Origin of the sequence: Lysinibacillus alkalisoli (assembly GCF_014643595.1) — a bacterium.
Taxonomy (GTDB): Bacteria; Bacillota; Bacilli; order Bacillales_A; family Planococcaceae; genus Metalysinibacillus; species Metalysinibacillus alkalisoli.
This window is the reverse complement of the sequence record NZ_BMJT01000003.1, coordinates 268080-283233: the sequence shown is the minus strand read 5'-3', so window position 1 is coordinate 283233 and position 15154 is coordinate 268080. Positions and strand designations below refer to the sequence as shown.

12 protein-coding genes are annotated in these 15154 nt (G+C 37.8%); 5 read left to right on the top strand and 7 right to left on the bottom strand.

Going from position 1 to position 15154, the window contains the following annotated elements; translation table 11 throughout:
* Window positions 1-8 precede the first annotated feature (8 nt).
* Genes IEW44_RS05835 through efeO form a run of 3 tightly spaced genes read right to left on the bottom strand, consistent with a single transcriptional unit; the run spans window position 9 to window position 3832 of the window.
* On the bottom strand, window positions 9-1721 hold the full coding sequence (locus IEW44_RS05835; protein WP_188614102.1) for an FTR1 family iron permease: 1713 nt from the start codon (window positions 1719-1721) through the stop codon (window positions 9-11).
* Window positions 1702-2952: an iron uptake transporter deferrochelatase/peroxidase subunit gene (gene efeB, locus IEW44_RS05830; protein ID WP_188614101.1), complete on the bottom strand. Its 1251-nt coding sequence runs from the start codon at window positions 2950-2952 to the stop codon at window positions 1702-1704. The genes IEW44_RS05835 and efeB overlap by 20 nt, the downstream gene beginning before the upstream one ends.
* A 7-nt stretch (window positions 2953-2959) precedes the next feature.
* A complete protein-coding gene (gene efeO / locus IEW44_RS05825) occupies window positions 2960-3832 on the bottom strand; it encodes an iron uptake system protein EfeO (protein ID WP_188614100.1) in 873 nt (290 codons plus the stop codon).
* A 448-nt stretch (window positions 3833-4280) separates the two neighbouring features.
* Between efeO and nhaC the strand changes: the two genes are divergently transcribed.
* Both nhaC and IEW44_RS05815 read left to right on the top strand, forming a co-directional pair.
* Entirely contained in the window at window positions 4281-5699 is a 1419-nt protein-coding gene (gene nhaC / locus IEW44_RS05820; RefSeq protein ID WP_188614099.1) for a Na+/H+ antiporter NhaC, read from the top strand.
* Window positions 5700-5702: 3 nt separating this feature from the next.
* A complete protein-coding gene (locus IEW44_RS05815; protein WP_188614098.1) occupies window positions 5703-6410 on the top strand; it encodes a GNAT family N-acetyltransferase in 708 nt (235 codons plus the stop codon).
* Between the two features lie 166 nt (window positions 6411-6576).
* Here the strand turns inward: IEW44_RS05815 and IEW44_RS05810 are convergent, their stop codons facing one another.
* The 4 genes from IEW44_RS05810 to IEW44_RS05795 form a co-directional block, all read right to left on the bottom strand.
* A complete protein-coding gene (locus IEW44_RS05810) occupies window positions 6577-7341 on the bottom strand; it encodes a 3-oxoacyl-ACP reductase (RefSeq protein ID WP_188614097.1) in 765 nt (254 codons plus the stop codon).
* 77 nt (window positions 7342-7418) lie between these two features.
* The gene (locus tag IEW44_RS05805; protein WP_188614096.1) at window positions 7419-9104 is read right to left on the bottom strand and encodes a methyl-accepting chemotaxis protein; all 1686 of its coding nucleotides are present in this window, start codon (window positions 9102-9104) and stop codon (window positions 7419-7421) included.
* Window positions 9105-9293: 189 nt separating this feature from the next.
* A complete protein-coding gene (locus IEW44_RS05800) occupies window positions 9294-10979 on the bottom strand; it encodes a methyl-accepting chemotaxis protein (RefSeq protein ID WP_229704174.1) in 1686 nt (561 codons plus the stop codon).
* Window positions 10980-11292: 313 nt separating this feature from the next.
* A complete protein-coding gene (locus IEW44_RS05795) occupies window positions 11293-12045 on the bottom strand; it encodes an alpha/beta hydrolase (RefSeq protein ID WP_188614094.1) in 753 nt (250 codons plus the stop codon).
* Window positions 12046-12221: 176 nt separating this feature from the next.
* Here IEW44_RS05795 and IEW44_RS05790 point away from each other — a divergent pair, with 176 nt between their 5' ends.
* The 3 genes from IEW44_RS05790 to IEW44_RS05780 all read left to right on the top strand — a co-directional run bounded on the left by IEW44_RS05790 (window position 12222) and on the right by IEW44_RS05780 (window position 14728).
* On the top strand, window positions 12222-13100 hold the full coding sequence (locus tag IEW44_RS05790; RefSeq protein WP_188614093.1) for a LysR family transcriptional regulator: 879 nt from the start codon (window positions 12222-12224) through the stop codon (window positions 13098-13100).
* Between the two features lie 91 nt (window positions 13101-13191).
* Window positions 13192-14172, top strand: a complete 981-nt coding sequence (locus IEW44_RS05785) for an SEC-C domain-containing protein (protein WP_188614092.1) — start codon at window positions 13192-13194, stop codon at window positions 14170-14172.
* A 13-nt stretch (window positions 14173-14185) separates the two neighbouring features.
* The gene (locus tag IEW44_RS05780; RefSeq protein WP_188614091.1) at window positions 14186-14728 is read left to right on the top strand and encodes a TetR/AcrR family transcriptional regulator; all 543 of its coding nucleotides are present in this window, start codon (window positions 14186-14188) and stop codon (window positions 14726-14728) included.
* Window positions 14729-15154 lie beyond the last annotated feature (426 nt).

Here is a 15154-nt window from a genome sequence, read left to right as displayed (position 1 = left end):
AAGAATGGTTAGTTTTTTTGTTTTCTTTTGTATACGACAGCACTCATAATAAACACTATTAAAATGCCTTGTCCAAGACATGTTTCCACAGTTGGATAAAATCCCAGCCATGACCATACAGGCCAACCATCTATAACATGCGTTGGTAATTGATTCATCAGCTGCAATTTATGAATGCTTACACCAATAATTTTAAAGGTTAAGGCATAAATCAATACTGTTGCCACAGCAAAAAAACGATGTATCGGGATTTTAACCGTTGCCGTAAATAATACCCACCCTACTATAACTAAAATAACAATGGCTACTACAATCCCTAATAGGAATTGAGAGGTTGACATATTAGGAGCAATCCCCACATAAAAAATAACCGTCTCTGCTCCTTCTCGGAATACAGATAAAAAGCTAATCATTGCCATCGCCATAACAGATTGTGTGGAAATCGCATGCCCCATTTGTCTTTCAATATAAGCATTCCATTGTTGTACAGTGGATTTACGATGCAACCATATCCCAACACCAAGCATCATCATAGCGGCAACTATGCCAACATAACCCTCGATAATTTCTCGGCTAGTGTTTAAACTTTCAGCACGAAATAACAATGACATGGCTACAGCAGCAACTATGGATAATAAAATACCCATCACAGCTCCCATGTACACCCACTTTTGCATATGTGTTTGATTTGCTTTCTTTAAAAATGTCACAAGTGCTAAAATAATAAGTAACGCCTCTAAACCTTCTCTTAATAAAATTAAGGCAGCGTCCCAAAACGTATAACTCGTTTTATCTTGTAATAAAGCAATCGCTGTTTCAAATTCATCAATTTGTTGTAATACAGCAGCTGTATCCACTTGCTCTTTTGATACTGCACTCACAAGTAACGGCATGGTACTCTCAATCTTTGTATAAAGTTTTCCATCACGTGTCGAGACAGCCATCTCTACTTGCGGCCATATGATAATAAAATGTTTTAATGCCTCACTAGCAGCCGTAAAATCCTCATTATCTACAGCAGTACGCGCCTTCTGTAAATCAGCGATGAGGGATTGTAGAGTATACGTACCTTCTACAGCTTGTGCTGTGTCATTACCTGCAATAAAATCTTCAATGGTTTGTTGTAATGTATCAAATTGTGCATCGACATCATCGTAATTTGGTACATCATCTGATAAGGCAATGCGAATGAAGGCCATTTGTGTTTCAATCTGCCCATACATGGCAATGCTTTGCTCACGTACAGGACGCTCTAGTTGATTCCATTTCACATTAAAAGTGCGATAAGCTTCCTCAATAAGCGTATGATCTTTTGTTGCTAATGCTTTATCAAACGCTGCCATAACAGGCGTAAACTTTTCACCAAATTCCGCTCGTTGCGCATTATGGTCAATAGGGTTTTCCGCTTCATTTAATGTGCGAAGTGCTTGTGATAGCTCACCTAATAAACGAATACGTTCTGTCGAATCTGTTTCAGCTATTGTTTCTTTTAGTAAAGTATCCACCTCAGCTTTAGCTTCCTTTTCTGTTGAGGTTATTTGTGCCCATTGCTCTGCAAAGGTGTGTAACGTTTGTATAGCTTCCTCATCTTGCCCTTGTTTAGATTGCATTAAGGCATCACTAATCGTAATGAAATAATCCCGATAAGCATTTTCCGCATAACTCGTACTAGCCACACATAAACAAAGCATAAAAATAACACTACTTAAATAGCGCTTCACCTAAATAACTTCCCTTCTCAACGCCTGGAAAGCAAGCAAATAATGCGCTGCCACGATGTGTGATATATTCATTTAATTTATCCAAACGCCCAAAACTATTTTGAATATCAATAAATTGCTGAGGATGTTTTTGAAACGAGATAAATAACAACCCCGCATCATGTGCTCCCGTTTTTGTCATAGTACCAGAAGCATAGGAATAAGAACGTCTCAACATACGTGCTTTCACTTTTTTCGCTAGATGAACATGTGATGTTTCTGGCATTAATAATTCACCGTTTTCATCTTTTGCTGTAATATCTACTTGATCAAACTCTCGTTTTGAGCCTAATGGCGCACCGCTATCACGATGCCTACCAAATGTATTCTCTTGCTCATGAAATGCTGTACGATCCCACGTTTCAAGATGCATTTGAATGCGGCGTACAGCTAAGTAAGTGCCATTGGTCAGCCATGCTTTTGACTCACCTGGTTGCACCCATACAACACGTTTTAAATCTTCTTTATCTGTGATTTGTGGGTTTTCTGTTCCATCTTTAAACGCAAATAAATTGCGCGGTGTGCCTCCGCCTTTAGGGAAGGAGTTAAAGCCTGCTTGAGCCCAGTGTACTTCTACTTTACCTGAGGCCACACGCACTAAATTGCGCACCGCATGAAAGGCAACTTGCGGGTCATCCGCACAAGCTTGAATACAAATATCTCCCCCTGTATAAGCGGGGTCTAATTGATCTTTAGGAAAATGAGGTAAGTCTTGTAATTCTTTCGGTTGCTTTGATTCAAGCTCAGGTATTTTGTTAAACAAGGATGCACTAATCCCTACTGTGACGGTGCAATGCCTTGCATCTAAACCAATCGCCTCTCCTGTATCAATAGGAGGGATATAGCCATTTGTGGATGGTGTAATCTCCTCACCATTCATTAAACTCACTATCATTGGTGTCCATAGTTGGAGCACATTTTGTAATGTTTTTGCATCTTTGAATAATATCGTTAACGAAGCAAAGTAAATATGTGTTTGTACTGGTGTGATAATACCTGGTTGGTGAGTGTTATAAAAATCATATTTATTAATACTAGATGCATTATCTTCTTTTATTAAAGGCTCATCGCTCATAACTTTCATCACGCCACCAAAGCCACTAGCCCCAATAATAGCGCCAGCAGCTCCAATTCCTGTCATTTTTAGCATGGAGCGACGAGAAATCTTTTTTTCATGCCATTTCTCTGTCATATCATTCTCACTCCATTATTATGCCCATTTGACTTAGCGGCTCACCTAACTGATTAACAGCTGCTGATAGCGCCTTTGTATCTTCTTCAGTAAGCGTCTCATAAGACACATAACCATCTTCACCCTCTTGATATTTTGCCAACAACTGATCTAAGGTTGTAAAGTTTTCTTCAAGCGTTGTCACAAGTGCAGGGTCTTTCTCATGAATCTTACTCTTTAAAATCTCAAATATTTTTTCAGCACCTTCAATATTGGCTTTAAAATCGTATAAATCGGTATGTGAATAAATTTCCTCTTCGCCTGTAATTTTAGATGTGGAGACTTCATTTAGTAAATCCACTGCTCCCGTAATCATTAAATCAGGTGTCACGTCTACGGTTTGTACAAGGGCATGTAACTCTTTTGCATCAGCTAATAACTGGTCTGCTACTGCTTCATAACCTTCTGTCTTGCCATCTACCCATAGGGCATATTCTAATTTGTGATAACCCGTCCAGTCTTCTTCGCCTAATCCTTCTTCCTCAATGTCTGCCAAACGACCGTCGATTTTAGGGTCTAAGTCGCCAAAGCTCTCTGCAATAGGTTCGGAACGTTCAAAATACATGCGTGCACGTGGATATAAATGCTTAGCTTCCTCTATTTTATTCTCTTTGAATAACGTAACAAATTGTTCTGTCTCTAATAAAAACTCATCCATTTGCGCTAAAGCAAATGCTTTATATGTAGCCAATTCTTGGGTTAAGTCAACTGCTTCCTTTGTTTGTTCTTTTTCTTCTGTTTGTGGTGTGTTGTCCTTCTTTGTTGCTTCTTCCTTATCTGTACAAGCGGCTAATAACATGCCACTTGCTAATAATGTAGCGATAATTGTTTTCTTATTCATATGTGCTGTCCCTACCTTAATCGTTTTATATGATAATGATAATCTTTATCAATACTATACACTAGCTATTTTTCAATTTCTAGTTAATTTATTGAAATTTTTAGTTATTATTAGGCATGACACAGCAATTCGTTATCCTTATAGTTATGAAAAGTTTACACTTATAAATGTATCGCTTACGTAAGTTTCCAGTTACTTAAAATTAAAATTGCTACTTTACTCACGATTATGCTTTTCTTAATACCTCGTATAATTGATAATAACGACCCTATCATCGTGAAAAAGATATATTTTTAATAAAAATACCCTAAAAGTAATTTACGTAATAAAATACCTGCAATGGCAAAAACAAATAAGTTATTGAAAAGTAATTTTGTTTCATTTAGAATATGAATCAATTAACGACGCGTTAACGACAACAAAGAAAGCGGTTTCAAGGAGGATGTTTATGGAGAGAAAACAAATGAATTTTATGTGGGCGTTAGTCCCCATAATCGTAATGATAGCAGCGATGGGTGTAGCTGTTATCAAATTAGAACAAGATCCACATGTGCCTTTAATTATTGGCACAGCGACAGCGGCACTTGTTGCTTATCGCTTTGGTGCTAAGTGGCATGATATTGAACAATGGATGTATAAAGGCATTACAATGGCGTTACCAGCAGTCGTTATTATTATGTTAGTTGGTTTAACTATTGGTGCTTGGGTGGGTGGCGGTATTATTGCCTCTATGATTTATTATGGGCTACAAATCTTAAACCCTACCTTCTTCTTAGTTACAATTGTATTAATTTGTGGCATCGTTGCTTTAATGACGGGTACATCATGGGGTACTATGGGGACGGTTGGTATTGCAGCTATGGGTATTGGTATGAGTATGGGTATCCCAGCAGCAATGGTTGCGGGTGCTGTTATTTCGGGCTCTTATTTTGGTGATAAAATGTCGCCTTTATCTGATACAACAAATTTAGCAGCAGGGCTCACTGGCACAGACTTATTTGAACATATCAAAAACATGCTATATACAACGATACCTGGTTTAATTATTACCTTAATTACATTCGGTATTTTAGGCTTTAAATTTAAGACAGATAAAATTCAATCTAATGAAATTGACGGAATCTTAACAACATTGAATGAACAGTTTGTCATCTCACCATGGCTACTGTTAATTCCGCTACTCGTTATTATATTAGTAGCCAAAAAAGTACCGGCTATTCCAGCTTTACTGATTGGTGTTATTTTAGGTTTCATTGCACAAATCACCGTGCAAGGTGGCAGTTTATTAGACGCTGTCAACGTGTTACATAATGGTTATAGTATGGATTCTGGCAATGCAATGGTAGATGAGTTATTTGATGAGCGTGGTGGCTTATTCTCTATGATGTATACCGTTTCTATGACAATTGTAGCTATGACATTTGGCGGAATCCTTGAGTTCTCTGGCATTTTACAAGTCCTTGTTGGCAAGTTATTGAAATATGTAAAGTCTGTTGGCGGGTTAATTACCTCTACGATTGCTACAGCATTTGCCACAAATGCAACTTGTTCAGAGCAGTACATCTCCATCGTGGTACCTTCACGCATGTTTGTGAAGGCGTATGAAGATAAAGGATTACACTCTAAAAATTTATCACGCGCCTTAGAAGATGGTGGCACATTAACGAGTGTTTTTGTACCTTGGAATACATGCGGTGTATTTATCTTTGGCGTTTTAGGCGTGAGTGCTTTTGAATATGCTCCGTATGCTATACTAAACTTTGTCGTACCTATTATTTCTATTATTTTTGCTTATACTGGGTTTACGATTGCCAAATTATCTAAAGAGGAAGTGGCTGCTATACAAGCGCAGCGCGAAGAGGTGTAATACATGAAATTGCTTCAACGTTTTCCGTTAAAAAACAAGGCGATTTGTACTTTGTATGTTTTAACAGAAGCGCAACAAGCTGAGGTCGTTCAGCTACAAAACCAAGTGGTTGACCACTTACAAGATAAGTCCATTCTTCAAGCGTTAACTCATGAAGAGTGGCAATATATTTTTTCTGATAAAGGATTAATTATTGGCGCATTTGTTGATGAACAATGTGTTGCAATACGTGCTGTCTTGCAGCCACCATTAGCAGATGAATATATGGGCGAGCATTGTTATGTAACGCCTGAACAACGTCCCTATATAATGTATCAAGAGATTTCCTTTGTCCATCCTAATATGACAGGTAATGGGTTACAACAAAAGTTAGCGCAAGCCATTATGCAAGAGATTGATACAACTGTTGTGAAATATGTGACCACAACTGTGGCGGCAACTAATATCCCAAGTTTACTAGATAAGTTTAGACAACAAATGGTAGCAACTGCTTATGAGGAAATTTATGAAGGTAAAATGCGTTTTGTCTTAGTTAAACGTACAGACAACGCACCATTATTAACATTAGGCGAGACAGAAGTGATGCCCTTTACAGACATTGCCATTGTGCAACAACGTTTAAGAACAGCATGGTGTATTACTGGCATTGAGCAAATTGATACGACATGGCATTATCGATTACGTAAAATAACAGCAATAAACCTACAATAACACATAGTATCAAACAAGTGGTAAAGAGGGCATTATACGCCGCTTTACCACTTTGCTTTTTACCATGATTAATACATACTTGAGCCACTACTTCACCACGTTACTGACCTCATCAAAACCATATGAGTTCGCATAATTTGATTTTACTACATAGCGTATTTCTTCATCACTGCATCACAAGCCCACCATCAACGATTACATTTTGACCTGTGATCCCCTTACTCCACGGTGAGGCAAAGAATAAAACAGCGCCCGCTACATCGTCTGGGGTTGTCACTTTACCTAACGGTGTGCCTTGCTCAATTACATCAAAAACAGCATCTGGTGTAGCACTAGAGGCATCTGTTTTATAAAGCAATCCACCAGATACCATATTCGCATGGATGCCGTATTTTCCAAGTTCATATGCCATATTTCGTGTCATGGATAATAATGCCGCTTTTGACGTATTATAATCATGATAAGGTACGACAGGGTGTTGGAATAAGTTCGTCCCAATATTGATAATACGCCCAAATTGTTGCTGTTGCATATCATCTTTCACTGCCTGATACGTATTTAAAGCGCCCTGTACACTCCCCTCAAACTGTTGCTGAAAGGCATGCCATGTGATGTCATCTAGTGTTGGCCTTGCATCACCATTAAAAGAAAAATCAACTAATGCATTATTAACAATCGTTGTGATGGATGCACCAAAATGCGCCTTTGCTTGTGCACATAAAGCCTTCACCTCTTCGGCATTACGTACATCTGCTTGCAAGGCAATCACTTGATCCCCTCCTAAGTCATTTACTAATTGCTGTGCCTTTGCCTCATTTTTATAATAATTAATAATGACACATGCCCCTTCTTCATGAAATCGACGAGCGATTTGAGCACCTAATCCTCTACTTGCGCCTGTAACTAATACTACTTGTTGATTAATATTCATCGTCTTTCTTGCCTCCCATCCATAGTATCTTCATCCTACCATAATTAAAACGCAGCCGTGAGAAACGACTGCGCTTTTTAAATCGTAAATTGTTTTACTTGACGTTTTAATGCTTCTGCTTGCTGAGCTAGCTGGTCTGTATTAGTAGCTGCCTCTTCCATCGTACTTGCTATCTCTTGCATCGTAGCTGTTGTTTCTTCAACACCAGAAGCGGATTGCTGAGTAATGGCTGATACTTGATTAACAGCTGATGTCATGGCCTTTGTATCTGTTACTACATCTACAAGGTTTTGTGAGATGACCGTAATACTTGACGCCATATGAGCCACCTCGTCCGTAATCGCTATGAATGCATGTTCTGTTGCTGTCATTTGGCTCGTTCCCTTCTGCACTTCCTCGTAACCTTGCTGTAGTGATGTTGTCACTGCGGCCGTCTCTTGCTGAATGCGTGTAACAATAGAAGAGATACTTGTTACGGATTGTGCCACTTGCTCAGCTAATTTACGTACTTCATCTGCTACTACGGCAAAGCCCTTGCCATGTTCACCCGCTCTAGCTGCTTCAATGGCAGCATTTAGCGCTAATAAGTTGGTTTGTTCAGCGACTGTTGATATGACTGTAACTAATGTTGTAATCTCTGTAGATTGTTCATTTAAACTTTCTACTTTATGGACAGCTTGTTGAACAATATGATCAATCTCTTGCATCTGGTGGATGGTACTACTCATTGTATGCTGACCATGACTTGTTAATTCATTCACTTTTTGCGATTGCCTATTTAATTGTTGCCCTTCTTGTTCGGCTTCGGTAATTTTTTCAGAGAAGTCGGTCATAGCATGAATCAAATGCATGGCATGACTCGTTTGCTCGTCAGCACCTTGTGCAAGCTCTCCCATTGTGCCTGCAGAGTGTGCGGTAGCCTCTTTAATTGATGTAAAAGATTGTGCCAAAGCATGGCTATTACCTGCCACCTGTTGAGAGACATCGTGAATGACCGTAATCGTATTATGTAAATTTTCACTTAATTTATTTGTTGCCTGTACTAAGGTTGCAAGTTCATCTTTTGATTTAATTTGAACGCGAGTTTGTCGCAAATTCCCCTGTGCCAAATCATCCATCGTTTGTACGACATCGCGAATTGGTGTTGTTATTTTCCGTGCTGTAATTATGCCTACAATTAATGCAATGATGACGATGCTAATCGCAACCATTATGCCGAAAAACTGCGTTTTCTGACTATCTTGAATGAGTTGCGCTCCTGCTACCTTCATCTCTTCGCCACGTTCTTCTGCTAATTGTCGATAGGCCTTCCTTAACATCTCACCCTGTGTTTCAATTTGTTTTGCTTTTAATAAAGCGGCTTGTTGCTCGCCTTTATCATACGTTTGAAACACTTGTTGCTGGACAAAGCTCCCCCACTCTTGTCCTTTAACAGTTAGCTTAGCTAGTTCCTCTTGTTGTGGTTGTGGAACTAATTGTTGTAAAGTTGTCGAGCTATCTTCTGCAATGAGCACTTGTTCCTCAAAATTTTTCAAGTGTTTTTTCTCACCTGTCATCAAATAATTTTTGACAGCAATCATGCGAATATTCATCGAGTTCGCTAATTTCTCACTTGCCATTAAGATGGCTAAATTTTGCTCAATCATTGTTTCGCTCTTAGTAATAATGTTCTTATTAACAGTGTAATTGTATACACTATATAAGCTTACAATAACAGCTAATAAAATGAAGACAGATAATAACTTTACTTTGATTGATTTCACTTTCATTCCCCCTAAAAGGATGAACATTGCTCCTTTACAATACCATATCCATATATCATAAGTCTTGTCATTTTATTGTTTTCTATGACTTTATTACCTTTTTGATAAGGGAAACTCATCAACTTTTACATTTTTCGGATATTTAACAAAAAAAGAAACCACTTTATACAGTGATCTCTTTTTTCAACGTTATAGTTTAAATTGACGTAATTGTTCATTCAATTCTTCTGCTCGTCTAGCTAGTTGATCTGTGCCATTTGCCATCTCTTCCATAGTGCTTGCGGTCTCTTCTACAGTAGCTGTCGTTTCTTCAACGCCTGCCGCTGCTTGTTGTGAGATTGCGGCAATATCATCAATAGCATGATTAATCTCTTTTGTAGTTGTACCAATACTGATTAAATTCTCTGTAATGACATCAATATTGCCTGTCATTTGTTGAACAGCTGATGCAATTTCACTAAATGTTTCATTAGTTGCCGTAATTTGCTCTGTGCCCTTGTGTACTTCTTTATAGCCATCTTGTAAAGCACCTGTTACATCAGATGTCTCTGCTTGAATACCTGTAACAATTGTGGAGATATCTGTTACAGAAAATGCTACTTGTTCTGCCAACTTGCGCACTTCATCTGCCACTACAGCAAAGCCTTTACCTTGTTCGCCTGCTCGGGCTGCTTCAATCGCAGCATTTAGCGCCAATAAATTCGTTTGGTCTGCTATAGATGCAATAACTGATACAAGCTCTGAGATTTCATTTGATTTCTCATTTAATCCTTCTACTTTTTGTACAGCAACTTGTACAATTTTATCAATTTGCATCATTTGGTCTGTAGAGTCTGTCATATAATGTTGACCTTTTGTTGTTAATGTTGTGACTTGTGTAGAATGGTTAGCCAGTGCTTTCCCCTCTACTGAAGTCGTACTCACATCTCGCGAAAATTGCTCAACAATCTGTGCCAAATCGGTTGCTGTACTTGCTTGTTGCTCAGCGCCTTCTGCTAATTCTTGCATCGTGCGCGCTACTTGGTCAGCACCTGACTTTACTTCATTAGACGATTGTGCAATCTCTTCACTATTAGCGGCTACCGTTTCCGAAACATCTTGAATAACAACCATCGTGTGGTGTAATTTTTCTTGCATGGAATTGGCTGCTAACGTTAATTCACCTATCTCATCTTGTGTGATTGCTTTTAAAGGTTGTTGTTGTAGGTTACCTTGTTCAAGTTGCTGCATAAAGCTTACGACACGTTTAACGGGTCGTGTGATTGCATTGGCTGTGAAAACTGCAATGATAATAGATAAGATAATTACAATAATAGCAACGACAATACCAATCGTTTTAATTTGATCGGTCGTGGTAATGACTTCCTTACCCATCTCCACCATTTCTTTGGCATGTCGTTCTGCAATGGCCTCATATCCTTCTCGCACTTCATCACTTAATTGTTGATATTTATTAGCATTTTCTAAAGCGAGGTTTTTATCGCCATTACGATAGGGTTCAATCACATCATCTTCTATGTATTTACGCCATTCTCGCGCTTTTTCAGCTAATTGGTTTGCTTCTTCTACTTCGTCTTTCGTTAGCAATTTAGTCAATCGTTGTAAACTTTCTTCTGCTAAAGTGTTGCCTTCTTCAAATTGTGTAATGGAGTGACCATCACCTCGTACTAAATAATTACGAACAGCCACTTGTCTTTGACTAATAGAAGAGGATAAATCTTTACTAGCCATCAATAATTGTAAATTCGCATCTACAATTTGATGATTCTTTTTCGCCATTTTATCGTTTGCCATAAAATTGTATACACTAAATGCCATAATTAATACAATTACAATGGCAAACGATGCCAACATTTTTGCTTTAATCGTTTTCACTTTACATCCCCCGTTCACCTAGTAAAAAACACTCACATTATTATTCTAACAATGGGATTTTGGTCTGACAATACGTAAAATTCATTTTATATGAAATTGTTTGTATTATGTGTAAATAACGGTATGAACGCAAATATCCTGACAAGACACATGTTTTTAGTAAAATATTGACTTATTAACAGTAAAATATTGTATTTTACTTATATATCTTTTACATGGAAGGTAATTTTCTTCTTGATTGTTAATTTTACGTTTTTTATAAGGTCTTTTATCTCATAAAAAAAAGCCGTATGCTTTTGCATACGACTTAGGATTAATTTGCTTGTTTCCAGTCGACTTGGTCTAAAAATTCACATACATCCTCATTAACTTTATCACGTTCTTTATCTAGCGTGATAATGTGTCCTGAGTTTTCGTACCAAATCAATTCTTTTTCTTGCGCTTTCACTGTCTCTAAAATCATAGGTGCGCTCTTTTGGTATAGGTCATCATCTAATGCCCCTTGTAAAATAAGCGTTGGCACATTAATTTTTGATAGTTGTTGACGTGTTTGGTTTGTAATATCTGCCACAATATCTAGCGAGTCTTTTGGTGTAATACGTAACTCATGAAGTTCTGAAATAATTTGGTCTTTTGATTTCTTTTCAAATGACTTATACAAACGTGCATAGTGGTATAGGCGTGTAAATAAGCCTTTTGAATCGTCACGCGAAATTGGTGCACACATAGATACAACGGCTTTTACAGGGAAAGTTTCTGCTACTTTTAATGAGAATACGCCCCCTAATGAAATGCCTGCCACTGCAATTTGCGTATAACCTTTGTCAATTAAATATTGATAACCTTTTACTGTATCTTGCCACCAATCTGCTGGTGTTGTTTCAAGTAGCGCTTCTGGTTCTACACCATGACCACTATAAATAGGTGCATGCACCGTATAACCATGGTCAGCTAAATATAAAGCTAGCTTTTTAATATCTTTTGTGCTACCTGTAAATCCATGTAGTAAGAGTACGGCTTTTTCGCCTTTTTCAATCGTTAATGACTTAGGTTTTGAGATGTTCATCTATAATATCCCCTTCTTGGAAATAATAATTGTGTATGATTTGTGACTTGAGTATAGCACCGTAAATCATAATGTACAATATATTGTTTTTATCATTTTAATAACTTTTATGCATGTAACGAACAATGTTATAATAAAAACCATTTATCATACGTATAAAAGGAGTGTTTCAAATTATGGAATGGCAACAACTACATTATTTTAGAACATTAGCGAACATGCAACATATGACACGTGCTGCAGAACAACTTGCTATTTCGCAACCTGCACTTAGTCGCTCGATTGCCAAACTAGAAGAAGAGTTAGGCGTGCCTCTTTTTGATCGCTATGGACGCGGGATTTTTTTAAATCATTTTGGTGAGTCTTTTTTAAAGCGAGTCACCGCCATGCAACAAGAATATGACAAGGCATTAGTAGAGTTACAAGAGTTGAACAATCCTGCCTATGGCGAAATCTCATTAGGTTTTTTACACACCTTAGGCACGAATATTGTGCCTGATATTATTCAAGATTTCCGTATAACACACCCTGATGTCCGCTTTCATTTATCGCAAAATTATTCACATAATCAATTAAAGTTATTGCAATCAGGCGAACTTGATATTTGTTTATTAGCCGCTATTGAAACAGAGCCCCCTGTTATGTGGCAGGAGTTATGGCGGGACGAACTATTTGTTGTTGTACCACGCAAACATCGCTTTGCCAAAAGAAAAAGTGTCACCCTTGAAGAATTAGAAGGTGAGTCTTTCATTCATTTAAAGAAAGGTTACCCTTTACGAAAGACCGTGGACAAGTTTTTCAAACAAAATCATTTACAGTTGCAACCCGCTTTTGAGGCAGATGAAGTGGCTACTATCACAGGTTTTATCGCTGCGGGGCTAGGGATTTCATTATTGCCAAACGATGAAAACTATAACCCCGAACGCATCGTTAAAATCCCTGTCAAAGGTACAGTATGTGAGCGTATTATCGGCTTAGCTTGGATGGACCACCAAACCGTGTTACCTGCAGTTGCTGCCTTTCGCACACATGTTATCTCTTTATTCCATAAGTAATATAGGCTTGCCCCTTTGCAACCTTCCATTTTAACGTTATTATGTTAAAGTACGTTTTTTTAACGAGTAATAGCTTAAGGAAGTGTTAAATTTGGTAAAACGAAATGACCCTTGCCCATGTGGCAGCGGAAAAAAGTATAAAAAATGTTGTTATGCTACAGAGAGCACACAACTGTCAGAGGTATTCTTTGATGAGCTAGACCGTACGCTACAAACATTCTTTGATGAGTACCCTAGCCGTAAAGACGCTCCTGAATTTATTCAATTAGCTGATGTATGGTTACCTGCTTTAGAAGGCTTACACCCTCAACTAATTGAAGCAATTGCACTTGAACATTATTTATTCATTCAACGCCCTGATCTATGGGATAGTTATATGCAAAAAGTGAAGAAGAATACGATTCGTCCAACCGCATTAAAAGTATATGAACTTTGGTCAACACCTCAACTCGTGCTTGGTCAAGTTGTTGAAAATACACATCCGCATTATATTAAAGTACACAACCTCTTAACGAACGAAGAATTAGGTTTGCGTCGTGAGACAAACCGTGTCATTCCTAATGACATGTTAGTATTTGCTTTTGTACTGCGCGATGGTACTTTACAACCAGATGAGTTTGTATCTGTCTCTATGTGTAACTTCTTTGCACCTGAACATCTTGAGGTAATAAAGGATTATGCTCAACAATACCAGGCAAGCGAACAATCATTAAATGCTTATTTAGCACAACATCATTTGCATTTATGGGAACTATTGTGTAAAAATGGTTATAATGGAGAGGAGTTCACATCGTTTGAAACAAATGTTTTACAACAGGTCGAAACATTTTTAACAGCAAATGATCGTGACTTTGAAGCCATTCGTATATTGTTAGAAGATTATTTAGTAGAAGAACGCCCGAGTGCAAGAAAAGAAGCAGCTATTGCTGCTGGTGCTGTCCGTTACGCTATGGAAGCCTCTCTGATCGAGCCGCTCCCAATGACCATCAAACAATTAGGGGAAGCATTTGCCATCTCGCCGGCATCTTTAACAAAATATTACCAAGCAATCAAACTGTATCACACTAAGTAAGGGAAGTGAGTCTGTGGAAAAAACGTCTTTTGATACGATTTTACAAGCAGCTATTCGGCTGTTACGTACCGAGCCTTTTCATAAAGTAAGTGTTCGCGCCATCGCTAAAGAAGCGGGCGTTTCACCCTCACTCATTTATAAGTATTTTACAGACCAACAAGAACTATTCATTCAGGCCTTTTCTGCAGAGTCTAAATTACTCATACAATATGTAAAACAACACGCAATATCTTTAGAAAGTGCCACAGTTGCCTATTTGCATTATATGTATGAACACGATAGCCTGTATCAAATTATGGCGAATTTTATGCTATCACCTCAGAAAAATGAAGCAGCTCTTCCATTTGTTGCACCTTTTATTGAAGAATTATTCACTATCTTTGAGTCCACTACACCTGTTATAAGACGCATCGATAGTCAATTAATTTTCTCGACATTAAACGGGGCGCTCATTACCTATAAAGACCACCCTGCCTTAGATGACTTAGCACATATGGAAAAAGTCGTGCAACATTTGATAATCCATTTTTCGCCAAAGGTACACGCACAATACTAGTAAAGTGCCTATAGTACTTGTTAACGTTGCAATAGCCTATTTTTCTAAATTCAAAGATGTTAGACCGAAATACACGCGGTCTAACATTTTTTTATTGCCTTACCTAATAGTGTCATTTTACATATGATTATTTACACCCTAATTTTAACTATTTACTATTTTAAAAAAACAAAAAAGTCCTCTTCCCTTCATTTAGTAGTTATTTTTAATAAAAATATGTGCATTATTGCACTATACTTTTAAAGCCTATTATATTGCAGATTGCCCATTTTTATTACCTACTCCTAAAACCTTGGTATACAAGGGCTAGTGCTCCCTTAAAAGCAATAAAAAACCTTCCACACAGATTTATACATTTTCCCTATAAAATCCATACATCACTTTTTTGTTATTTTGCTGTTTTTTCCCTCTCATATTAGCACTCTA

Excerpts from the sequence above, each read along its gene's own strand:
- IEW44_RS05795 (WP_188614094.1), bottom strand. The coding sequence starts at position 12,045 with ATGAACATCTCAAAACCTAAGTCATTAACGATTGAAAAAGGCGAAAAA.
- efeB (WP_188614101.1), bottom strand. The coding sequence starts at position 2,952 with ATGACAGAGAAATGGCATGAAAAAAAGATTTCTCGTCGCTCCATGCTA.
- IEW44_RS05790 (WP_188614093.1), top strand. The coding sequence starts at position 12,222 with ATGGAATGGCAACAACTACATTATTTTAGAACATTAGCGAACATGCAA.
- nhaC (WP_188614099.1), top strand. The coding sequence starts at position 4,281 with ATGGAGAGAAAACAAATGAATTTTATGTGGGCGTTAGTCCCCATAATC.
- IEW44_RS05810 (WP_188614097.1), bottom strand. The coding sequence starts at position 7,341 with ATGAATATTAATCAACAAGTAGTATTAGTTACAGGCGCAAGTAGAGGA.
- efeO (WP_188614100.1), bottom strand. The coding sequence starts at position 3,832 with ATGAATAAGAAAACAATTATCGCTACATTATTAGCAAGTGGCATGTTA.
- IEW44_RS05815 (WP_188614098.1), top strand. The coding sequence starts at position 5,703 with ATGAAATTGCTTCAACGTTTTCCGTTAAAAAACAAGGCGATTTGTACT.